This is a genomic window from Ruegeria conchae, assembly GCF_000192475.1.
In the GTDB taxonomy this organism is placed as follows: Bacteria; Pseudomonadota; Alphaproteobacteria; order Rhodobacterales; family Rhodobacteraceae; genus Ruegeria; species Ruegeria conchae.
On sequence record NZ_AEYW01000006.1, the window covers coordinates 155,100 to 177,237 of the forward strand.

The 22,138-nt window shown below is 58.3% G+C and carries 22 protein-coding genes and 1 riboswitch; of the genes, 11 read left to right on the forward strand and 11 right to left on the reverse strand.

Annotated elements, in window-relative coordinates; genetic code table 11:
* Positions 1–21: 21 nt before the first annotated feature.
* From hflK to G7G_RS0105275, 4 genes are all read left to right on the forward strand, one after another.
* Positions 22–1,164: an FtsH protease activity modulator HflK gene (gene hflK / locus G7G_RS0105260; RefSeq protein WP_010439214.1), complete on the forward strand. Its 1,143-nt coding sequence runs from the start codon at positions 22–24 to the stop codon at positions 1,162–1,164.
* Positions 1,164–2,060, forward strand: a complete 897-nt coding sequence (hflC, locus tag G7G_RS0105265) for a protease modulator HflC (RefSeq protein WP_010439217.1) — start codon at positions 1,164–1,166, stop codon at positions 2,058–2,060. Before hflK ends, hflC begins: the two co-directional genes overlap by 1 nt.
* Entirely contained in the window at positions 2,060–2,254 is a 195-nt protein-coding gene (locus G7G_RS0105270) for a DUF2065 domain-containing protein (protein ID WP_010439218.1), read from the forward strand. Before hflC ends, G7G_RS0105270 begins: the two co-directional genes overlap by 1 nt.
* 176 nt (positions 2,255–2,430) lie before the next feature.
* Entirely contained in the window at positions 2,431–3,879 is a 1,449-nt protein-coding gene (locus G7G_RS0105275) for a DegQ family serine endoprotease (RefSeq protein WP_120981148.1), read from the forward strand.
* A gap of 232 nt (positions 3,880–4,111) precedes the next feature.
* Here G7G_RS0105275 and G7G_RS0105280 read toward each other — a convergent pair whose 3' ends face one another.
* The 5 genes from G7G_RS0105280 to G7G_RS0105300 form a co-directional block, all read right to left on the reverse strand.
* Complete coding sequence (locus G7G_RS0105280) at positions 4,112–4,780, reverse strand: Crp/Fnr family transcriptional regulator (protein WP_010439221.1); 669 nt, start codon at positions 4,778–4,780, stop codon at positions 4,112–4,114.
* A 111-nt stretch (positions 4,781–4,891) separates the two neighbouring features.
* On the reverse strand, positions 4,892–5,494 hold the full coding sequence (locus G7G_RS0105285; RefSeq protein WP_010439223.1) for an inner membrane-spanning protein YciB: 603 nt from the start codon (positions 5,492–5,494) through the stop codon (positions 4,892–4,894).
* Between the two features lie 16 nt (positions 5,495–5,510).
* Positions 5,511–6,413: an EamA family transporter gene (locus G7G_RS0105290; protein WP_010439225.1), complete on the reverse strand. Its 903-nt coding sequence runs from the start codon at positions 6,411–6,413 to the stop codon at positions 5,511–5,513.
* An 88-nt stretch (positions 6,414–6,501) separates the two neighbouring features.
* Positions 6,502–7,638: a signal recognition particle-docking protein FtsY gene (gene ftsY, locus G7G_RS0105295; RefSeq protein WP_010439229.1), complete on the reverse strand. Its 1,137-nt coding sequence runs from the start codon at positions 7,636–7,638 to the stop codon at positions 6,502–6,504.
* 58 nt (positions 7,639–7,696) lie between these two features.
* Positions 7,697–8,335, reverse strand: a complete 639-nt coding sequence (locus G7G_RS0105300; RefSeq protein WP_010439232.1) for a lysoplasmalogenase — start codon at positions 8,333–8,335, stop codon at positions 7,697–7,699.
* A gap of 141 nt (positions 8,336–8,476) precedes the next feature.
* Between G7G_RS0105300 and G7G_RS0105310 the strand changes: the two genes are divergently transcribed.
* On the forward strand, positions 8,477–8,872 hold the full coding sequence (locus G7G_RS0105310) for a hypothetical protein (RefSeq protein ID WP_029621749.1): 396 nt from the start codon (positions 8,477–8,479) through the stop codon (positions 8,870–8,872).
* Between the two features lie 2 nt (positions 8,873–8,874).
* Here the strand turns inward: G7G_RS0105310 and G7G_RS0105315 are convergent, their stop codons facing one another.
* Complete coding sequence (locus tag G7G_RS0105315) at positions 8,875–9,522, reverse strand: glutathione S-transferase family protein (RefSeq protein WP_010439238.1); 648 nt, start codon at positions 9,520–9,522, stop codon at positions 8,875–8,877.
* Between the two features lie 3 nt (positions 9,523–9,525).
* The gene (gene xseA / locus G7G_RS0105320) at positions 9,526–11,010 is read right to left on the reverse strand and encodes an exodeoxyribonuclease VII large subunit (RefSeq protein ID WP_010439240.1); all 1,485 of its coding nucleotides are present in this window, start codon (positions 11,008–11,010) and stop codon (positions 9,526–9,528) included.
* A 74-nt stretch (positions 11,011–11,084) separates the two neighbouring features.
* Between xseA and purD the strand changes: the two genes are divergently transcribed.
* The gene (gene purD / locus G7G_RS0105325) at positions 11,085–12,347 is read left to right on the forward strand and encodes a phosphoribosylamine--glycine ligase (protein WP_010439243.1); all 1,263 of its coding nucleotides are present in this window, start codon (positions 11,085–11,087) and stop codon (positions 12,345–12,347) included.
* 108 nt (positions 12,348–12,455) lie between these two features.
* On the opposite strand, the gene G7G_RS0105330 is transcribed toward purD, so the two are convergent.
* The 4 genes from G7G_RS0105330 to G7G_RS0105345 form a co-directional block, all read right to left on the reverse strand.
* Complete coding sequence (locus G7G_RS0105330; RefSeq protein WP_238528767.1) at positions 12,456–13,160, reverse strand: FG-GAP repeat domain-containing protein; 705 nt, start codon at positions 13,158–13,160, stop codon at positions 12,456–12,458.
* 17 nt (positions 13,161–13,177) lie between these two features.
* Positions 13,178–13,501, reverse strand: a complete 324-nt coding sequence (locus G7G_RS0105335; protein WP_010439247.1) for a 2Fe-2S iron-sulfur cluster-binding protein — start codon at positions 13,499–13,501, stop codon at positions 13,178–13,180.
* A 158-nt stretch (positions 13,502–13,659) separates the two neighbouring features.
* Positions 13,660–14,364, reverse strand: a complete 705-nt coding sequence (locus G7G_RS0105340; protein WP_158005268.1) for a creatininase family protein — start codon at positions 14,362–14,364, stop codon at positions 13,660–13,662.
* A gap of 188 nt (positions 14,365–14,552) precedes the next feature.
* Complete coding sequence (locus G7G_RS0105345; RefSeq protein ID WP_010439251.1) at positions 14,553–15,242, reverse strand: glutathione S-transferase N-terminal domain-containing protein; 690 nt, start codon at positions 15,240–15,242, stop codon at positions 14,553–14,555.
* 129 nt (positions 15,243–15,371) lie between these two features.
* Positions 15,372–15,449: riboswitch (SAM riboswitch) on the forward strand.
* Between the two features lie 62 nt (positions 15,450–15,511).
* Between G7G_RS0105345 and metZ the strand changes: the two genes are divergently transcribed.
* From metZ to G7G_RS0105370, 5 genes are all read left to right on the forward strand, one after another.
* Entirely contained in the window at positions 15,512–16,702 is a 1,191-nt protein-coding gene (gene metZ / locus G7G_RS0105350; protein WP_010439253.1) for an O-succinylhomoserine sulfhydrylase, read from the forward strand.
* Positions 16,703–16,883: 181 nt separating this feature from the next.
* Positions 16,884–17,987, forward strand: coding sequence for a GTP cyclohydrolase FolE2 (gene folE2, locus G7G_RS0105355; protein WP_010439255.1), 1,104 nt, complete (start codon positions 16,884–16,886; stop codon positions 17,985–17,987).
* A 281-nt stretch (positions 17,988–18,268) separates the two neighbouring features.
* The gene (locus tag G7G_RS23650; protein ID WP_139056596.1) at positions 18,269–19,036 is read left to right on the forward strand and encodes a hypothetical protein; all 768 of its coding nucleotides are present in this window, start codon (positions 18,269–18,271) and stop codon (positions 19,034–19,036) included.
* Positions 19,037–19,087: 51 nt separating this feature from the next.
* Complete coding sequence (locus G7G_RS0105365) at positions 19,088–20,536, forward strand: TrkH family potassium uptake protein (protein ID WP_010439263.1); 1,449 nt, start codon at positions 19,088–19,090, stop codon at positions 20,534–20,536.
* Entirely contained in the window at positions 20,536–22,110 is a 1,575-nt protein-coding gene (locus G7G_RS0105370) for a thiamine pyrophosphate-binding protein (protein WP_010439268.1), read from the forward strand. The genes G7G_RS0105365 and G7G_RS0105370 overlap by 1 nt, the downstream gene beginning before the upstream one ends.
* Positions 22,111–22,138 lie beyond the last annotated feature (28 nt).

Below are 22,138 nucleotides of genomic sequence, written 5' to 3' on the forward strand. Positions count from 1 at the left end.
AATATAAGGGAAAAGATACATATGGCGGGCAACAGCGGCGGCCCCTGGGGGGGCGGAGGCTCATCCGGAGGCGGAGGAAATCGGGGTAACAACGGGGACGGGCGCAAGCCCCCCGAAGGCGACGGCCCGCAGATCCCCGAGATCGACGAGCTGATGAAAAAAGGCCAGGAGCAGCTGCGCGTCCTAATGGGCGGTCGCGGCGGCGGTGGCCGAGGGACCAATGGCAAAGGCGGCGGCGGTGGTCCGGCATTTACCAAGGGTACAATTGCAATTGGTGTGTTGGTGGCAGCAGGTCTCTGGGCTGCGGCAAGCTTCTACACCGTTAAACCCGAAGAACAGTCTGTTGAGCTGTTTCTGGGCGAATTCTCGGCTGTTGGAAATCCAGGTCTGAATTTCGCGCCTTGGCCTCTTGTCACCGCAGAAGTGATTCCGGTCACCCGCGAACAAAACGAAGACATGGGTGGTGCCCGCGGCAGCGACGATGGTCTGATGCTGACCGGGGACGAGAATGTGGTCGATATTGACTATCAGGTCGTCTGGAACATTAACGACCCGGCCAAATATCTGTTCAACCTGCGCGATCCGCGCCAGACGATCCGTGCCGTTTCGGAATCGGCCATGCGTGAGATCATCGCGCAAAGCGAGCTCGCACCAATCCTGAACCGGGATCGTGGCATTATTGCCGACCGTTTGCAGGAACTGATTCAGGCGACAATGGACAGCTATGATTCAGGTGTGAACATCGTCCGTGTGAACTTCGACAAAGCCGACCCGCCGCAGGACGTGATTGCCGCGTTCCGTGATGTTCAGGCCGCCGCGCAGGAACGCGACCGGTTGCAGAACGTGGCGGATGCTTATGCCAACCGCGTTCTGGCCGAAGCGCGGGGTGAAGCCGCTCAGGTTCTGGAAGAGGCCGAAGCCTATCGTGCCCAGCAGATCAACAGCGCAATGGGTGAGGCCAGTCGTTTCAGTGCGGTTTTGGAAGAGTACTCCAAAGCGCCGGATGTAACCCGCAAACGTCTGTACCTGGAGCGGATGGAGCAGGTTCTGGGCGATGTTGACAAGATCATTCTGGATGAAAAATCCACAGGATCAGGGCAGGGCGTCGTCCCGTATCTGCCGCTGAATGAACTGCGCCGTAGCCCTGCAGGGGAGAGCAACTGATGCGTAAATCGACAATCATTCTGCCGATCGTATTCGTCGCAATCGTCGGCATCCTGTCCTCGATCTTCATCGTGGATGAGCGCGAGCGCGCGCTGGTTCTGCAATTTGGCCGCGTTGTTGCAGTGAAGGAAGAGCCGGGCTTGGCGTTCAAAATCCCGTTGATTCAGGAAGTGGTGCGCTACGATGACCGCATCCTGTCGATCGATGTGCAGCCGCTAGAGGTTACGCCTTTGGACGATCGCCGTCTGGTGGTTGACGCCTTCGCGCGCTACCGGATTTCGGACCTGAACCAGTTCCGTCAGGCTGTCGGTGTCGGTGGCATCCCGGTTGCCGAGGATCGCCTGGACCGTATCCTGCGCGCTGAAACGCGTGAGGTTCTGGGTTCGGTATCGTCCCGTGATATCCTCAGCTCGGATCGTGCTGCGCTGATGCTGCGAATCCGCAACAGTGCGATTGCCGAAGCGCAGGCGCTGGGCGTTAACGTGATCGACGTGCGTCTGAAAGCCACCGATCTGCCGCAGGCGAACCTCGAAGCGACGTTTGACCGGATGAAGGCCGAACGTGAACGTGAAGCCACTGACGAACGTGCCCGTGGTAACGAGGCGGCGCAGCGTGTACGCGCGCAGGCCGACCGGACCGTGGTTGAACTGGTGTCCGACGCAAATCGCGAGGCTGAAATCATTCGCGGTGAAGCGGATGCCGAACGGAACTCGATCTTTGCCGAAGCCTACGGTGCCGATCCGGAGTTCTTTGAATTCTACCGGTCGCTCACAGCTTACGAAAACGCCCTGCAAGGCGGCAACAGTTCGTTGATCCTGAGCCCGGATTCAGAGTTCTTCAACTACCTTGCTTCGCCGACCGGACGTCGGGCGCCGGCCGCTGCGGCTTCCGAGTAATGGGTATGATCCTTCTGGCCTTTGGGCTGGTGTTGATCGTTGAGGGGCTGGCATATGCGCTGGCCCCTTCGCTTATTGAACGTATGCTGGAAGCGTTGCGCACCCTGCCTGAACAGGCGCGGCGTTTGGCCGGATTGCTATGTGTCGTCAGCGGTTTGATCCTATTGTGGGGCGCATATCAGGTCGGTTTTTGATGCGATGGTTTCACGCACCGGTGATTTCCCCGCGATCCCGAGTTGCGGGCTTGGCCAAACTGACTACATTGGTTGCTAAGAAGGGTGATCTTTGGTTGCCCGCAAAAGAAGTGTCGACAAGGAGACCCCAAGTGCAGGCGAAAGCGCGCAGTGTGTCCGTCCGGCGGGACGATGTTATGGTAATGATGCGGCTTATGTGGCTGGCCTTTTTGGGGATGCTGCTGGTTCTTGCACAGTCAGTGGCCGCGCAGTCGCGCGGTGACAGTCTGGCACCGCTTGCTGAAAAGATCAGCCCCGCGGTGGTCAATATTACCACCTCGACCCTGATCGAAGGTCAGACCGGTCCGCAGGGGATCGTGCCCGAAGGCTCTCCGTTCGAGGATTTTTTCCGCGAGTTTCAGGACCGCAATGGCGGGGATGACGAAAACCGCCCGCGCCGCAGCAACGCGCTGGGCTCGGGGTTCGTGATTTCGGAAGACGGGTATATCGTCACCAACAATCACGTCATCGCCGAAGCCGATGAAATTCTGGTCGAGTTCTTTCCTGGTGATGGTCAGCCTGCAGAAGAACTGGTTGCTAAGGTGATCGGCAAGGACGAAAAAACCGATATCGCGCTGCTGAAGGTCGAAGCCGAAGGGCCTCTGAAATATGTCCAATTCGGTGACAGCGATACGGCGCGCGTGGGGGATTGGGTGATTGCGATGGGTAATCCGCTTGGGCAGGGATTTTCGGTCTCGGCCGGGATCGTGTCGGCGCGAAACCGGGCGCTGAGCGGTTCTTATGACGATTACATCCAGACCGATGCCGCGATCAACCGAGGGAACTCGGGCGGTCCTTTGTTCAATATGAATGGCGAAGTAATTGGTGTGAACACGGCGATCCTGTCGCCCAATGGCGGCTCGATCGGGATCGGGTTCTCGATGGCCTCGAACGTGGTGATCAAGGTTGTCGATCAGTTGCGCGAGTTTGGTGAAACCCGCCGCGGCTGGCTGGGCGTGCGCATTCAGGACGTGACCGAGGATATGGCCGAGGCAATGGGTCTGGACAAACCCGGCGGCGCGCTGATCAGCGATGTCCCGGACGGTCCGGCCAAAGAAGCCGGTCTGTTGGCCGGAGATGTGATCATCAGCTTCGATGGAGTCGAGGTCGAGGACACGCGCGGCCTTGTACGGCAGGTGGGTGAGACCACGGTAGGTAAATCCGTGCGCGTCGTTGTGCATCGTGACGGTGGCACGCAAACCGTGCTGGTGACGCTGGGGCGTCGCGAGGATGCCGAGCGCTCCGAAGAAGGTGATGAGCCAGAAATCGAAGCACCGGCGGAAGAGGATAAAGACATTCTGGGTCTGACCATCGCTCCGTTGGGCAACAGCCAGCGCGAGGAATTGGGGCTGGATGCCGATGCCGAGGGCCTGTTGGTCACCAATGTGGATGAAGCTTCGGAAGCCTTTGAGAAAGGCCTGCGCACCGGCGATCTGATCACAGAGGCGGGGCAGCAAAAAGTGACCTCAATTGCTGATCTTGAGGCCCGCATGGAAGAGGCGCGAGAGGCTGGGCGTAAATCGCTGCTGCTGCTGGTACGGCGTGGCGGAGAGCCTCGTTTTGTGGCGCTGAGCTTGGAACCGTAAACAGCATTCCAATCAAAATTTGTGAAGGCCGGGTGAATATCCCGGCCTTTCTTCATTTATTCATACTTTCTTAAGAAAGAAGCCATATGCCGGGGAAGGCATATGGCTCTTGTACAGGGAGAGGTCGGTGGACAGATATCGGGGATGATAAAACCGACCTCCTACGGTAACAGGATTGACCTTAGGGCAATCTTGATGCCGCGTATGTGAAGCGGATCACATCCGTGCAACTTTAGATCAGATCAGATTCGGCAAGTTGCCGTAGTGCGTCGAAATCGTGGATTTGCAGACCTCCACGCGAGGCTTCGACCACATTGTCGCGCTTCCAAGTCGATATGGTTTTTGACACCGCTTCACGCGTTGCACCGACGAATTCAGCCAGTTCGCTTTGTGACAGCGTGATCCGAGCCGTCGGTGTGTCTTGTTGACCTGCCAAATGCAACAGCTTGCGCGCCAGTCTTATCGGCATTGGCAGGAACACCTGCTCGTTCAACTGATCACCCATCCAACGCATGCGCACCCCCGCGAGGCGGATCAAGTCGACCGCGAGATCGGGGTTCTTTCTGATCTGTTCCATGACATCCTTGTGTCGAACGCGAAGTACTTTGGCAGGCTCTGCTGCGGTGACAGTGGCGGTCCGGGGACCGCTGTCGAACAGAGCAATCTCGCCGAACACTTCGCCAGCGCGCATCAGCCTAAGCGACAGTTTACGTCCGCTCATGGCCAAAAAGGATACCTCGAGCTTGCCGGACAGGATCGCATAAAGCGCCTCTCCTGGGTCGCCTTGTTCGAACAGTACATCGCCCCGGTCGAGCGTCAATTCTGTGGCCTGGGCCGCCAGCATTGTGCGCAGCTCTTCAGAGGCTTCGGATAGGAATCCGCTATTGGGGAAAGCCATCATGCGGGCGATTGTCTCCGGAGTTGAGTGGTGCGGGTGGTGACCCAGCTTTCCACAGCTTGCGTTCTAAGCCAAGAAAATTCATCAGATATTAACGCTGAGTGATCCGACCGGTTACTGATCCGGGTCATCCATATAGCGTTGCAGCATGCTGAACTGCATCATCAGGAACGCCATCAGCGCGATGGGAAAGCCGAAGGTTTCGATCTTGACCCAAAGGTCGGTCGACATTGTTCTCCAGACCAGTTCATTGGCGACCGCAAGCACCGCAAAACAGGCACACAGTCGGCGCGTCAGGATCATCCAGCCTTCGTCACGCATGGGCAGCATTTCGTCCAGAACGTAAGCCAGGTAGGACTTTCCCTGCAAAAGACCGATCCCAAGGATGGCGGAAAAGAAGCCATAGACCAGCGTTGTTTTCATCTTGAAAAACCGCTCGTCATTGAACCAGGCGGTAAGGCCACCGAAGAAAATCACCATGAACGCAGTGAAAATCTGCATCCGGCTGAGCTTGCCGGTCAGGTACCAGAGGATGCCCATGGCAGCCAGCATCAGAGGCACAAACAGGATGGTGGCGACGATAAAGCCCGAATACTCGGTGCCGCCGATCACGAAATTGTCATCACGCAGACGCAGGTAGATGAAGAAGAAGGCCAGCGGGGGCCCCAGTTCCAGCACCTGTTTGAGGAAAGGGTTGATGTCTTTTTTCTCTGCCATGATTCCGACCTGCTGCTTACCCGCCCATTTCAACTATTACTGCACCGAGTGCAATCAATGCCATTAACGCAATGCGCCTGGGGCCGACGGTTTCTTTTAGCACCAGCCACCCGATGAGCGCGGCGAAGACGGTTGAGGTTTCGCGCAGGACGGCGGCTTCTCCGACCTTGTCGAGCCGCGTGGCCAACATGACCGCACCAAAAGACAGCGGTGCGACGATACCGCCGACAAAACCGCGTAGCATCAGGGGGCCGAGTGCTGGTCGGTGAATCATGGCACGGTATCGAAGCGCGGCGTAAATCGGCATGGCGGCTCCGTCGATCATGAAGAACCACGCGAGGAAGGTGAACGGGTCGGCTGTGGCGCGTATGCCGTAGGCGTCATAGGTCGTATAGAGCGCGACAAAGAGGCCAGTGGCAAGCGCCAGTACCAGCGCGATATGTAGCGTGTCACGATTGGTCTCAAGATAGCGCAGGTTATAGGCGGCGAGGCCGAAGATACCTGCCAGCAAAGTGGCCACACCCAGCCATTGAACACCTGTGAATGTCTCGCCAAACAGAATATAGGCCCCGATTACGGTAAAGAGCGGGCCAGTGCCACGCACGACCGGATAGACAACCGTGTAGGAGCCTTTGGTATAGGCCATCGCCTGCAGGACCTTGTAGCCGATATGGATCACCCAAACGACGCCAAAGATGGGCCACATATATGGTTCGGGCCATGGGACGACGAAAAAGGCGAAGGGCATCGCCATAAGGCAATAGCAGGCATCGATCGCCCCACGCGACATCCACGGGTCATGGCGACCCTTTTGCAGCGCGCCGAAGACTGCATGCAGGAAGGCCGCCATCAGCGCGAGGGCGAGGGCGAGGTGGTGGCCTGCTTCGGTGCCTTCGAGGGAGATTAGCCAGTCGCTCAAATCGGGGCTTTCGCTTGGGCGGAGAGAGTGGGGGGCTGTCTGCCCCCCACGCCCCCCGAAGGTATTTTTGGCCAGATGAAGGGGCGGATCAGGTTTGCAGGCCGGTGAGGGCGGCGGCGAATTCTTCGGGGTCGAAAGGGGCGAGGTCGTCAATCTGCTCACCGACGCCAATCGCGTGGATCGGCAGACCGAACTTGTCGGCGAGGGCGACCAGTACGCCGCCTTTGGCTGTGCCATCGAGCTTGGTCATCACAAGGCCCGAGACATCGGCGAGATTGCGGAAGGTTTCGACCTGGCTAAGGGCGTTCTGGCCGGTGGTGGCGTCCAGCACCAGTAGGGTGTTGTGCGGGGCCGTGTCGTCGACCTTGCGGATGACGCGGACGATCTTGGCCAGTTCCTCCATTAGGTCAGCGCGATTTTGCAGGCGGCCTGCTGTATCAATCATCAGAAGGTCGGCACCTTCGTTTTGCGCTTTGGTCAGGGCATCGAAGGCCAGCGAAGCGGGGTCTGAGCCTTCGGGCGCGGTCAGCACCGGGACACCAGCGCGGTCTCCCCAGACCTGCAACTGCTCGACGGCGGCGGCGCGGAAGGTGTCTCCGGCGGCGATGACGACCTTTTTGCCTGCGGCTTTGAACTGGCTGGCGAGCTTGCCGATGGTCGTGGTTTTGCCCGAGCCGTTCACGCCCACGACCAACACCACTTGTGGGCGCTTGGGGTAGATTGGCATTGGTTTGGCCACAGGGTCCATCACACGCGCGACTTCCTGCGCCAGCAGCTGTTTGATTTCCTGGGTCGAGAGTTTGCGGCCAAAGCGCCCCTCTGCTATGTTGGACGTAACGCGCAGGGCGGTGTCGACGCCCATGTCCGAGGCGATCAGAAGCTCTTCGAGCTGTTCCAGCATGTCGTCGTCCAGAGTGCGGCGAACAACCATGCGGTCTTCGTTGCGCGTAAACAGGCGGCCCAGCAGGCCTTTGGAATCGGGGACTTCCGGGGGCGGAGGGGCCGGTGTGGGATCAGCCGGGATCGGAGCTGGGGGTTCGGCCGGTTGTGGCACAGGCGCAGGCTCCGGCACTTCGGGAACCGGTTGCGGTTCTGGCTCGGGGTCAGGGATCACGGGGTCAGGTGTGGTTTCCTCGCCGCCATCCTCGACAATCGCATCCAGCCCCTCTTCGAGGCGCGACGAGGATTTGAACAGCTTGTCCTTGAGCTTTGAGAAAAACGCCATTTTTGGTCTCCGCAGGTGTTCCCCTCACCTAATGCGGATTGAAGGCAGTTGCAAAGGGTCAGGTGAAGGTGATCAGAAACCCGGCCTGCGCCCCCCAATAGAGCGGCCAGACCAGATAGGGCGTAAGCTTCAGGGCCGGGTGCTTGGCGGGCAGCAGAAACTTTTCAGTCGCAAGGGTCAGGTCCGAGGCGATGAAGGCCATAGCGGCGGGCAAGGCCCAGCGTAATACACCAGTATCAGGAAGGGACAGAACGGTAATGCCCATGCCCAGGATGATCGGGATATAGGCGAGGACGGGGATCTTGAGGTCTCCGGCGCGGGGGGCGAGCAGCGTGGCCATAACGATGCCAAGAATGATCAGGGACCAGAAGGTCGCGGGGTGGTCGAAGATCAGTTCCAGGTTGCTATCGGGATGGGTCAGGAACAGAGCAATATAAGCCAGATGGCCAGCCGCAAATGTGCCGATGCCTGCCATGAATGTGCTGTCGGTTTCGCGTGACAGAAGGGCATCCCCGATGGCGCAGAGGGTGAGCGCAAGGATCAGAAGCCATGGTGCATTTGCCAGTAGGGCGATTCCGGCCAGCAGGGCGACCGACGCTGTTTTCAGCGTGCTGCGCAGGGCGCTGGCAGGGCGCGGGGTGAGTGGCAGGTAGGCCAGCGCGCAGGCCCCCGCGATCCAAAACAGAAGTGTCGTCATGGTGCATCCCCGATGTTTTTGAGGCAATCATCGCCATGATCACCGCGGTGCATCAAGGCGTGACGTTGAGTTATCTTGCCGATTTGGCAGAGCCAGAAAGGTTGAATGGTACTCGGTAGCAGCATCTGACAGACTGAAGACATGTTCAGAGCTATTATGATTCTGCTGACCTTCGTGGCGCATTCCGTTGCGGCGCAGTCGCCTCTGACTGCGACTGAGTTCGATGCGTATACCCGTGGGAAAACGTTGTTTTACGGGTTCGGTGGGCAAGCCTATGGGGTCGAGCGGTATCTTCCTAATCGTCGTGTGATCTGGTCATTTCTGGATGGCAAATGCATGGAAGGGGTCTGGTACGAGCAGGAAGATCAGATCTGCTTTATCTATGAGGATCAGCTGGCGCCGCAATGCTGGGTGTTCACGGAGTTTGGCGGCGGGCTGATCGCGCAATTCGAAGGTGATCCGACTGCGACGGAACTGTACGAGGCTGAGGATATTGGCGAAGAGATGCTGTGTTACGGGCCGGATGTCGGGGTCTGATGTCAAGCGTCGGGTGGCCTTAGCTCTTCGTAGCCAATCATGACATGTCTTTTATATGCAGGTCTTTCGGTTAACGTGTCGTAGTATCTGCTAAGATGCGGGAGCGTCGCGCGGTCTATTTCGATATCGTAGTAGCGGTAGAGCACGTGGCCGAATTGGATATCGGCCAAAGTGAACGTATCGCCCGCCAGATAGGGTGAGTCGGCAAGCAGAGTGTCTGCTATGGTTAGCTTGATCTCCAGATCGATGACGGCCTGTCGGATTGCCTGATCGTCCCGCTGTTTTGCAGGGGTGCGAACCACTTGCCAGAAAATCGGGACGGTAAACGCCATTGCGATGTTTAGTTTTGCCCATTCCGCCCATTTGTCGATCTGCGCGCGCTGAATGGGATCTGATGGCCAGAAAGTTTCGTTCCCATATCTGGTAGCAAGATACCGCAGGATGGCACCGGTCTCCCAGAGCGGTGCGCCGTCACCATCTCTTAGAACCGGAATGGTTCGGTTTGGGTTCAGGGCCTGAAACGCCGCGCTGTCCAATCCGCCAAAGAGATGACCCAGATCGTGGCGCTGGTACTCCAGATCGAGTTCGCCGACACACCACAGGAGCGCCTGAACATTGGATGATGTTTTACGGCCCCAGATCGTCAGCATGGATCAGAACAACGATCCCTGATCAGGCGGTGCCTGTTTGGGTTTTTTGGTCGATGCTTTGCCCTGTGTTCCGGTTTGGAGGCGACCATCGGCGAACTCGATCTCAAGTGCCGTGTGACCGGCGGCCTGTGCTTTGGTTGTGATGACTTCCCCGTCGGCGCGCACGACGGCGTAGCCACGCCCGAGCGTCGCCTTGTAGCTCAGCGTTTCGCGCAGGCGGTCGGTGGCCTCCATTTGCTGGCGTAGGCGGTCCAGCCGCGTGGATTGCGCGGCGTTCAGGCGATCGCTCAGTCGGTTGAGGGTATCGCGCCGTGTTTCCAGCTCGCGCTGGATCGGGCGCAGCGACAGGCGTGAGGACAGGTTGCGCCAGCGGTCGCGGCGGGTTTCGACAAAGCTGCGCAGGGTCGAGGGGCGCAGACGCGCCGCACTGTCCAGCAGCTTGACGCGGCGGTTCTGAACACCCCGGATTAGCGCGTTGGGCAAGCGCTCGGATATCTGGTCGAGCCTTTGGCGCGGGCTTTCCAGCAGTGTGTCTGGGCGCGGCAGCGCGCGCGACAGATCGCGCAGGCGTTGGCTGCGGCGCTGCACGGCGTCCGTTGCCGCGCGCGACAGGCGGGCCCCTTGTTCGTTGGTCCAAGCCAGCAGTTCCATGCGGACCGGTACGGCAAGTTCGGCAGCGGCGGTTGGCGTAGGGGCGCGGCGGTCCGAGACATAGTCGATCAGGGTGGTGTCGGTCTCGTGTCCCACGGCCGAGATCAGCGGGATTTCTGAAGCGGCGGTCGCACGCGCAACGCTTTCTTCGTTGAAGCCCCAGAGGTCTTCGATTGATCCGCCCCCGCGCGCGACGATAATCAGGTCGGGGCGCGGCAGCGCTCCGCCGGGGGTAAGGTTGTTGAAGCCTTCGATGGCGCGGGTCACTTCAGGGGCGCAGTTTGCACCCTGGACCGCGACGGGCCAGATCAGTACTTTGCGCGGGAAACGATCGCGTAGCCGATGCAAGATGTCCCGGATCACCGCGCCGGAGGGCGAAGTGACAACGCCGATGATTTGGGGCAGGTAGGGCAGCGGTTTCTTGCGTTCGGGCGCAAACAGGCCTTCGGCTTCGAGCTGTTTCTTGCGCTTTTCCAGCAATGCCATTAGTGCGCCTTGGCCGGCGACGGCGACCTCATCGACGTTCAGATTGTATTTCGACTGGGCTCCGAAAGCTGTGAGACGTCCGGTAACGACAACTTCAAGACCTTCCTCGGGAACAACCGACAAACCTGATATCTGCCCTTTCCACGTGGTGCAGGCCAGAACATTCCGGTCGTCCTTAATGTCGTAGTAGAGATGCCCCGAGCGCGCCTTGAACACCCGCCCGACCTCGCCGCGTACACGGATTCGGCCAAACGTGCCTTCGAGCGTGCGCTTCACCTCACCCGAGATGTCCGAGACGGTGTATTCGGGGGTGTTTTGGCCCGGAATCGGGTCATCAAGCAGGTCGGACATTTCAGCGCCTTGTGTCAAATCTCTGCGCAGCTTAGAACGCCGCGCAGGCAAGGCCAAGCAGATCGGAGCGTTTCATGAATATCCTCATTCTCGGCAGCGGCGGGCGCGAACACAGCCTTGCTTGGGCGGTGATGCAGAACCCTAAATGTGATCGCCTGATTGTGGCACCGGGCAACGCCGGGATCGCGCAGATCGCAGATTGTGCTGCGCTGGATATCGAGAATGGTGGCGCAGTCGTCAGTTTTGCCGAAGAAAACGCGATTGATTTCGTAATTGTCGGCCCTGAGGCTCCTTTGGCGGCGGGGGTTGCTGATCGGTTGCGTGAAGCAGGCGTTCTGGTCTTTGGTCCGTCAGCCGAAGCGGCGCGGTTAGAGGCCTCAAAAAGTTTCACCAAGGAAATCTGTGACGCATCTGGCGCGCCGACAGCGGGTTATGCCCGGTTCACGGAAGCAGAACCAGCCAAGGCTTATATCCGCGCGCAGGGTGCCCCGATCGTGGTCAAGGCCGATGGTCTGGCTGCCGGGAAGGGTGTGATCGTTGCAATGGATGAGCAAACCGCGCTGGACGCCATTGATGACATGTTCGGCGGTGCCTTCGGTGGCGCGGGGGCCGAAGTTGTAATCGAAGAATTCATGGAGGGCGAGGAGGCTTCGCTTTTCGTTCTCTGTGATGGTGAGGATATCCTGTCGATTGGCACGGCTCAGGACCACAAGCGTGTGGGAGAGGGGGATACCGGACTGAACACCGGCGGCATGGGTGCGTATTCTCCGGCCCCGGTTTTGAGTGCCGAGATTGAGGCCCGTGCAATGGATCAGATCGTGCGCCCGACCGTAGCTGAGATGACGCGGCGGGGGACGCCATTTCAGGGTGTGCTTTATGCAGGGCTGATGATCAACGATGGTCAGCCCAAGCTGGTGGAATACAATGTGCGTTTTGGCGATCCGGAATGTCAGGTTTTGATGATGCGGCTGGGCGCGCAGGCGATGGATCTGTTGCACGCTGCGGCCGAAGGGCGGCTGGGTGAGACGCGTGTGAACTGGGCTGAGGATCACGCGATCACCGTCGTGATGGCCGCAAAAGGATATCCCGGCACCTACGAGAAAGGCACTGCAATCAAGGGATTGGAAGACCTGCCCGAGGACAGCCGGAACATGGTCTTCCATGCGGGTACTAAGGCGGCTGAGGGGCAGGTTCAGGCAACAGGCGGTCGGGTTCTCAACGTGACCGCACGCGGGGACACGCTGCAAGAAGCGCGCGACCGGGCTTATGCGATGGTAGAAGGCGTGGATTGGCCCGAAGGCTTCTATCGCCGTGATATCGGTTGGCGCGCGCTGTGATCTGATTTCCGGGCTATGCCCGACTTGATTGTTTGCAAGTAGGGGGCATTGCCCCCTCGGCCTTTGGCCTCACCCCCCCAGGGTATTTATGGCCAGATGAAGACGGGATCAGCACTTTAGCGCTGCGGTCAAGTCATCGCGTTTTCTGAGCGGGCCGAGATCAGCGGTTTGCCAGCCGTTCTGGTATGAGACGCTGATGATGCGCGTCCAGTTCGCGTTTGCAACGATTAACTCTGGGGCACCGTCGCATTGACGTAGGCCGCCCGAGATGAAGTCCTCTCCGATTTTGTGATTGGTGAGGCTGGGGATCGACTGGATTTCGGTCAGGGTGCCGTTTTCATAGCGCCAGATCCGCAGGGTTTTAGCGAGGTGTGGGCGGTCGACATAGGCGATCTCGATATGGCCGTCACCATCGAGGTCGGCGGCACCGATAGGGGCAAGCCAGCGATTCCGGGTTCCGATATAGGGGGTGGCGGCGATCAGACCGCCGCCGTTGTAGATTGCGAGCCGGGCACCTTTGTCACGATGGCTTTCAACCACTAGCGCTTCGCGAAGGCCGTCATTGTCTATGTCGACAAGACGCGGCTTAATATCTTCAAAGACCCGTTCCTTGGGCAGGCGGATTGTGTATCGCGCCGAATTGGGTGCGTATTGCAATACAAGCGCGCCGTATTCGATCTGATCACCGAGCACGCCGTGCGGGTATCGAGCGGTGGGCTCGGCGTATTCCGCCGATTCCAATGGCTCATACTGCCATGGTTGCTGTGACTGAGCTTTGATCGGACAAATCCCCAGCGCGATTGCTAGGACCATGACCGACCAGGAAGGCATCAGATTTGTTTTTCGGGCATCTGGACAACCAGCCCGTCCAGCGCATCGGTGACCTTGATCTGGCAGGTCAGGCGCGAGCGCTCAGTGTCGGGCTCATAGGCAAAGTCCAGCATGTCTTCTTCCATGTCGTCCTTGGCCGGGATTTTCTCGACCCAGTCAGGGTGAACATAGACATGGCAAGTCGAGCAGGCGCAGGCGCCACCGCAATCGGCCTCGATGCCGGGGATATTGTTGTCACGGGCCCCTTCCATGACTGTCAGTCCGTTGGCGACCTCGACTGTATGTTCGGTACCGCCATGCTCGACATAGGTGATCTTTGCCATTGCGTGCGTCTTCCTTTTTCGGTTGTCGAACTCTTCCTTAGTGAAGGGAGCCTGATGTTTCCAGTCTCATTTGCGTCTCATCGTATTGAGCTTGGATTCTCCTGGTGAGAATTCCATTTTTGTTCTCATCGCTGCTTTGATTATGAAAGGGTGCATTATTAATTTGCGTCCCTTCGGCGCTGTATCTGTTTCAACGCGGCGTCCACCTTAAGCTGAACCATTTGTTTGCCGATTTCGCGCGTCGCGAGGTCAGGTTGACCGTCGAATCCTGCGCTCCAACCAGGAGGAACCGGTGCTCGTGAGCGACCGACTTCATCTGCATTGACATACATGAGCTCGGAGGTGTCCCGCAACGCAGCATGATTGCCGATTTGCTCTGCACTGAAACCTTGATCTTCCAGAAATGCGATCTGGCCATTTTTTTCATAATAGTCAGAGACATGCTGAACGATTACCCCGGTTGTCGCTAATTCAAGGCTGGTTGAAGTGGCGGCACGGGACTGCGCTGCCTGATTTCCCCCGCTGTCGCCGATCAGGAGGATCTCCTTGAACCCGTGAGAGGCGAGGCTGCGGATTGTTGCTTCCAGCACCTGCTGAAAGACCGGTTCGGGCAATGAAATTGTACCCGGCCATTGCATGTGTCCTGTGGGGTTGGGGACAACGTCACCTTCAGGTACATAGCGGATCACCGGTGCGATCAGAGTATTGCCCAGTTGTTCGGCAATTTCCCGACTGGCATATTCGACAACGAAATTGTGTTTTCCCAAAGTGACGTGGGGACCATTCTGTTCGGTTCCTCCTGTGGGAATGATGATTGTTCTGTAGCCGTCCTCAAGCGCGGCATGCACTTCTGGCCAGGTCATATGTTCCAGAAAAAGATCGTTGGTAGGGTCTGGCGTTTGCTGTATCCACATCAAGCTGGCGGTTATGAGCGCTGCCCCGACAATGCACACCGCCCAAATGGTTCTGCGCAAACGTGCCTGGCACATGTTCATTCCTCTTATAAATGATGCTGGAACCCACTAATCGGGTCAGGACAAAGACAACGAATTCACCGATTGAACAAGATCCCCTGCGATTTTTTGTCCCCGTGATCCCCACGCAGCTCGGCATGCAGCGCGCGACCGGCCTGAACGCCGGGGCGGGCGCTCATCATCTCAAGCCAGCGTGTGAAGTGCGGTTTGTCCTCCAGTACCTGCTGCTGACCCTCCCACAAGCTCGCCCAGCCCCAGATCGACATGTCGGCGATCGAGTAGAAATCGCCCGCAACAAATTCATTTTCGGCCAGACGCCTGTCCAGAACGCCGTATAGACGCCCGACCTCGGTGCGATAGCGGTCTTTTGGATAGGGAAGGTCTTGCGGCGGCTCCAGTTTCGGAGCGTATTTCAGGAAGTGATGCGCCTGACCGGCCATGGGGCCAACGCCGCCCATTTGCCACATCAACCATTCTTCGACTGCAATCCGGTCGCGCTCGGTTTTGCCATAAAAGCGCCCAGTCTTGCGGGCGAGATACATCAGGATCGCGCCGCTTTCGAAAACGGAAACGGGCTCGCCGTCGGGGCCATCCGGATCGACGATAGCTGGCATGCGGTTGTTGGGTGAGATCTTCAGGAATTCGGGATCGAACTGATCGCCCTTGCCGATATTGATCAAGTGGGTTTCATAGGGCAGCTCCATCTCTTCCAAAGCGATGGACACTTTCCAGCCGTTGGGCGTGGGCCAGAAATACAGATCGATCATGGGACCTCCCTAGTTTGGGGCGATCATGAAGTTTTCTACACAAACGGCAAGAGCCTGCTTGGGCCATTTACGAAAGCGTGACCCGAAGCGGGACGGGCTTGACGAGGCCTGGGACGGGGCGTAAACGCATGCCTACCACGTGGCGATTTGTTACCGGATTGCGGGCCACGCTAAACAACACCGCTAAAAGGTCAGGATGAAAGACCCCTTTCGCTTGGCCGCGTCTGGGGTTTTTTGTTTGCCTCCCAAGCGGGGCTGAAAGGAATGAGATGAGCGAGAGCTGGAACAAACGCACCCAAGCCGTCCATGGCGGCATCCGTCGCAGTCAGTACAATGAGGTTTCCGAGGCGATCTTTCTGACCCAAGGGTTTGTCTACGAAAACGCTGAGCAGGCCGAGGCCCGGTTTATCGAAAGCGGCCCGGATGAGTTCATCTATGCCCGCTACGGCAACCCCACCGTTTCGATGTTCGAGCAACGTATAGCGGCTTTGGAAGGCGGCGAGGATGCGTTCGCAACCGCTTCGGGAATGGCGGCTGTGAACGGTGCGCTGACTTCGATGTTGAAAGCTGGCGACCATGTGGTATCAGCCAAAGCTCTGTTTGGGTCCTGCCTGTATATCCTTGAAAACATCCTGACTCGGTTCGGTGTTGAGGTGACGTTTGTGGACGGTACCGATCTGGCCGCATGGGAGGCCGCGCTCCGACCTGACACCAAGGCGGTATTCTTCGAATCCATGTCGAACCCGACGCTTGAGGTGATCGATATCGCCGCTGTGTCGAAACTGGCCCACGCGGTTGGTGCCGTTGTAATCGTAGACAATGTGTTCTCGACGCCGGTGTTCTCGCGCGCGATCGAGCAGGGCGCGAATGTGGTTGTTTATTCGGCAACCAAGCATATTGACGGGCAGGGCCGCGCGCTGGGCGGTGTGATCATCGGCACCAAGGATTTCATCCGCGGCACGGTCGAACCCTACATGAAACACACCGGCGGTGCACTTAGTCCGTTTAACGCCTGGATCATGGTCAAAGGTCTTGAAACCATGGCGCTGCGCGTGAATGCGCAGGCAGACAGCGCCCAGAAGATTGCTGAGGAGCTTGAAGGGCATCCCGCACTAGAAAGGACACTGTTCCCTGGTCTTAAGACGCACCCGCAGAACGCATTGGTGCAGGATCAGCTGGGCGGCAAAGGCGGCACGGTTCTGTCGCTGGATATCAAGGGCGGCAAAGCCGCAGCGTTTGCGTTCCTGAATGCGCTCACGATCCCCGTGATCTCGAACAATTTGGGTGACGCCAAGTCGATCGCGACACACCCGGCCACCACCACGCATCAGCGCCTGAGCGAAGAACAGCGCGATGAGTTGGGTATTACGCCCGGCCTGATCCGCCTGTCGGTCGGGCTTGAGGATGCCGGGGATCTGCTGACGGATATCCAGCGCGCGCTGGAGGTATCTCAGGGCTAGCGCCGCGCCGGGAATTCATGGTCAGGCGGGTGTGAACCGCCTGATCCGGCGCTTTTGGTTGTAATGTGACGATTTCTCGCCTCGAATTTCGATCCGGGCTGCTATCCCGCGCGTATCGTTCAGGACTGGTAATTAAACCTCGGTGGTATATAACCGTCGGCCTAGCAAGGGATCCGTGCCAATGAACATTCATCCGCGCGACATCAACGAGACACCCGATCACGATCAGGCCGCCGCAGCGCTAAAGGTACTGCGGGAATGGGCGAAATCGGCCTCGGCGGTCGAAATCAGCCAGCTTGATCCGGCGGTGGCGCAGCTTGTTCCGGGGCTGTCTCAGGCGGAATATCCTGCTTTGTCGCGCGACTATCCCGAAAGCTTTGAGGCAGATGTAGCCTACAGGGCCACCTTGCCCGATTTGCAGAACGGGCCGTCCAGCCTGATCCGGGGGTCGAAGCAGCAGATCCAGCATGTCGGCATCTCGAATTTTCGCCTGCCGATCCGGTTCCACCGCAAAAGCGGTGCCGAGCTGACACTTGAGACCTCGGTCACCGGATCTGTCAGCCTTGAGGCCGAAAAGAAGGGGATCAACATGTCCCGGATCATGCGGTCTTTCTACAAGCACGCCGAGCGTACCTTTAGTTTTGAGGTGATGGAGGCAGCGCTGAACGACTATCTGTCCGATCTGGACAGTTTGGATGCGCGGATTCAGATGCGGTTTTCCTATCCCGACCGGATCGAGAGCCTGCGTTCGGGATTGTCCGGATACCAGTACTACGACATCGCGCTGGAACTGGTTGATCGGGGCGGAGAGCGTCTAAAGATCATGCATCTTGACTATGTCTATTCGTCCACATGCCCCTGTTCACTGGAACTTAGTGAACACGCACGCGCCACACGAGGGCAGTTGGCAACGCCGCACTCGCAGCGCTCAGTCGCGCGGATTTCGGTCGTGGTTGATTGCAATGCGGATTGCCTGTGGTTCGAAGATCTGATCGCGCTCTGTCGCCGTGCGGTGCCGACCGAAACGCAGGTGATGGTCAAGCGCGAGGATGAACAGGCCTTTGCCGAACTGAACGCGGCCAACCCCATTTTCGTTGAAGATGCCGCGCGTCTGTTCTGCGCCGAGTTGCAGGCCGATCATCATGTCGGCGATTTCCGCGTGATTGCCAGCCATCAGGAAAGCCTTCACAGCCATGATGCGGTCTCGATTTTGACCGAGGGTCCAACGTTCGAAACGGCTAGCCTGGACCCGCGTTTGTTCACGACGCTGTTTCATGTGGGTTGATTGACCCCTCGGAAGCTGCTGGAAAAACGATCAAAAATCCCGCATGGGCGCTTTTTTGCCGCAATGCAGCAAGTAATGCTGCATCTGCACCTCAATTTGCGCTAGGTTGCCCCTGAGTGCAGCTGCTGCGCCTCCGCAAAACCCGGATGGTGCAGCCCGAAAGGAAGCCGGGACGTGCGACGCCTTGGACCGCCAACCTGCAAATCCGCCCGGACGATTGGGGCGGGTGGGGTCTTTTACTCATTTTCCCGCTGCCTCGGTTTTATCAGGAGAGACATGCAATGAATCCGATTACTCAACCGCTTGAGTTTCAGGCAGCGGCCATCCGGATGGCCGGTTACGCAATGGCCAGTCAGATTGAGATCATGCAGATCATGACGCGCGCGGCTTTTGATCTGCCGATGACACCTCTGCACGGACTGAAGACAGCCGAGGCACCCGCACCGGTTGCCCGCAAAGCGGCGACACCAGCAACACGAAAGCCAGCCAGGCCGGCTGCCAAAACCAAGGTTGCAGCAAAGTATAAAGCCGAGCCGAAAACCAAAGCGGCACCTAAGCCAAAGGCGGCGGCTACGTCTGCGGTGGTACCAGTGCCGAAAGCGGCGGCTCCTAAGGTTGCGGCCGCTGCACCCATGGCGACCCCTGCGGCCAAGCCGGCTGTGAAAACAGCACGGGCCAAGGCCATGATGCCTGTGAAACCCGCCTCGAAATCGGCCAAGCCAGTATCAACGGCGGCCAAGGCGGTCGCGGAGTTCAAATCCTCCGCGCAGGCCAAGGCACAACCGGTAGCCGCAGCGCCGAAAGCGTCGGCAAAAACGGCAAAAGCTGGGCCCAAGGCACCTGCGGCAGCTAAGCCTGCCCCCGCAAAGCCCGCGCCGGCCAAAGCTGCGCATCAGGTCACAGCGGCCCCGAAACCTGCCGCAGCAAAGCCTGCGCCGCAGAAACCGGCAGCTGCGTCGGCTGAGCAGGCCAAACCAGCGCAGCGTCGTGCACGCGCCCCGTCGAAGCCACCCGCGATGCCGGGCTCTGAGGCAAAATCCGACAGTTAACGCCGATCATCTGCTTGACACCGTCGGGTTGGCGCGCCAACGCTGCCCGTCATGATGGATCTTCGCCCGGTCGGATATGTGATTGGCCTGCTGGTCGCCATTCTAGGGGCGACCATGCTGCTGCCCATGCTTGTCGACATGATCGAGGGGCGGGGCGAGTGGCATGTTTTCTTTGAAAGCGCGATCATCACGCTGCTGACCGGCAGCGTTCTTGCGATGAGTTGTTCGAACGGGGTGGGCGAAGGTCTGACCATCCGTCAGACCTTTTTGCTGACTTCGGGCGTCTGGGTGGCGTTGCCGGTTTTTGGCGCCATACCCTTTGTATTCGGCGAGACCGAGCTCCGCTTTGTTGATGCTTATTTCGAGGCGATGTCGGGGCTGACCACCACCGGGTCGACTGTGATCTCGGGGCTGGATGATCTGCCACGTGGCCTGTTGTTGTGGCGGGGGGTCCTGCAATGGCTGGGTGGCATTGGCATCATCGTTGTCGCAATGGTGTTCCTGCCCGAACTGCGCGTAGGCGGAATGCAGATCTTCCGCTCGGAAGGATTTGAAACCATGGGGAAGATCCTTCCTCGTGCGCAAGAAATTGCAGGTCAGATTTCCCTGATCTATGTCGTTCTCACAGTGGTCTGCATCCTCGTATATGCCGGTCTTGGGATGAGTTTCTTTGACGCTCTGGTCCATGCGCTGACCACGATTTCCACCGGCGGGTTCTCTAACTATGATGCATCATTCGGGACTTTTTCGGGACCTGCCGAATACGCCGCCGCCGTTTTCATGATCCTCGCGGCCTTGCCATTCGTACGCTATGTCCAATTTGCCAATGGCAATACGAGTTCGCTTTGGCAAGACAGTCAGATCAGGGCATTTCTGGCAACGATTGCGGTTCTTGTGGTTCTCATGTCGATATTCCTGACATCGGTCTTTCCACACCATTGGGAACAAGCGTTCCGCGAGTCGCTGTTCAATATCACTTCGATCATCTCGGGTACCGGCTATGCCAGCGTTGATTATATGGGCTGGGGCAGCTTCCCGATCATGCTGTTCTTCCTGATCGGCCTAATTGGCGGTTGTGCGGGCTCTACCGCATGTTCGATCAAGGTGTTCCGCTATCAGCTGCTGTTTGCCTCGATCAAAACGCAGATCAGCCGCATCCGGTCTCCGCATGGTGTGTTCGTGCCGCGATATGACGGGCGACCCATCGGGCGCGATGTTCTGACCTCGGTCATGAGCTATTTTATGTTCTTCGCACTTTCGATGGGGGTGCTGTCATGGGCTCTGGCATTGACTGGACTGGACTTTATAACCTCGGTTTCGGGTGCCGCAACTGCACTGGCCAATGTGGGTCCTGGGCTGGGTGATCAGATCGGCCCTGCAGGAAACTTTGCCGGGCTCAACGACAGCGCGAAATGGATGCTTATTGTAGGTATGTTGGTTGGGCGGCTAGAGCTGCTTGCCGTTTACGCAATATTTACTGTTCAATTCTGGAGAGACTAATGAAGCGACCGCTTGGTGCGCAGATATCGCATATGTTGAAAGATCGCGGCGTTGATGTGATTTTTGGAATTCCCGGCGTTCATAATCAGGAAATGTACCGTGGTATCGAAGAAGCTGGCATAACGCATGTACTGGCGCGCCACGAACAAGGCGCTGGGTTCATGGCTGATGGATACGCGCGCGCTTCTGGCAAGCCTGGTGTGGCTTATGTGATCACCGGTCCTGGCCTGTGCAACATCATGACGCCAATGGGCCAGGCCTATTCGGATTCAGTTCCAATGCTGGTGTTGTCCTCTTGCCTTGATGATGTTCAGTCACGGCGTGGACAGTTGCACCAGATGAAAGATCAACGCGGCGCAGCGGACACCGTGGCAGACTGGTCCTGCCAGGCAGACGATGCGCAGTCCACATATCTGTTGGTTGAACGAGCGTTCGAAGACTTTGAGTTGTCGCGACCACGGCCCAAGCATATCCAGATCCCAATTGCTCAGCTGGAAGCTGAAGCTGAGCCGGCACCATTCCCGAACCAACCCGCCTTGCGTACCAAGGCGTTGCCGCCTGATGTCGCTCCTGTTTTGTCTTTGCTCAATATTGCGCAGCGGCCATTGTTCATTCTAGGCGGTGGTAGCCGCTCCAACCTGTGGCGGCAGATTCTGACGGAGCTAGGTGCTGCCTGTTTCACCACATTTGCCGGACGAGGGCTTGTTGGGGCCAACTATCCGCTGGATTTCGGATCGATGTTGCCTCGTCCGGGCAGCGCCGAGGTCATCGCTTCGGCCGATCTTGTAGTTGTTGTCGGGGCAGAGCTGGGAGAGGTTGATTTGTGGCGTGATCGATTGGGCCATTCCGCCCAGCTGGTACGCGTTGATATCGACCCCGAAGTGTTGTCCGACCACCATAGGGCGACAGTCAAGATTCAGGCTGATGGCGAAAGCTTCGCATATGCGTTGTGGCAATCCGTCGAAAAGGTTCAACCGGCAGGCGGATGGTCCCAGGATGAAGTAAGTGAGGCACGCGCGCGCTGGCGTGCGGAAATCAACGCCGAACTACCGGGCATCGTTCAGGTGTCCGACGCGCTGCGCGAGGCGATGCCGGTCGAGACGATGATCTATTCGGATATGACGCAGTTCGCTTATGTCTCGAAAGAGATCTGGGACATGCATTATCCTTATCACTGGCATCACCCAACTGGGTTCGGCACACTGGGATATGCTCTGCCCGCAGGCATCGGTGGTGCCATGGCGCGACGTGGAAAACCCACAGCGGTGATCGCGGGCGACTATGGTTTCCACTACACGATGCAAGAGCTTGGCGTCGCAGTGGAGTTGGGCCTGCCTTTGCCCATTATTCTGTGGGACAATGGCAAGCTGAAAGCGATCGAAGATAGCATGGTGCGCAGTCAGATCGCGCCCAACGCGGTGATCGCGCGCAATCCGGATTTCTGCAAACTGGCCGAGGCCTTCGGGGCCCGATCGGCAGAACCGGGTAATCTGGATGAGATGCAGGCGGCAGTTCGCAAGGCGTTTACTGCTAACGGCCCAACTCTGATCAGAATTACGCCGGAAATTCTGTGAGGCATGAAAAAAGGCGCTGCACCTCGGT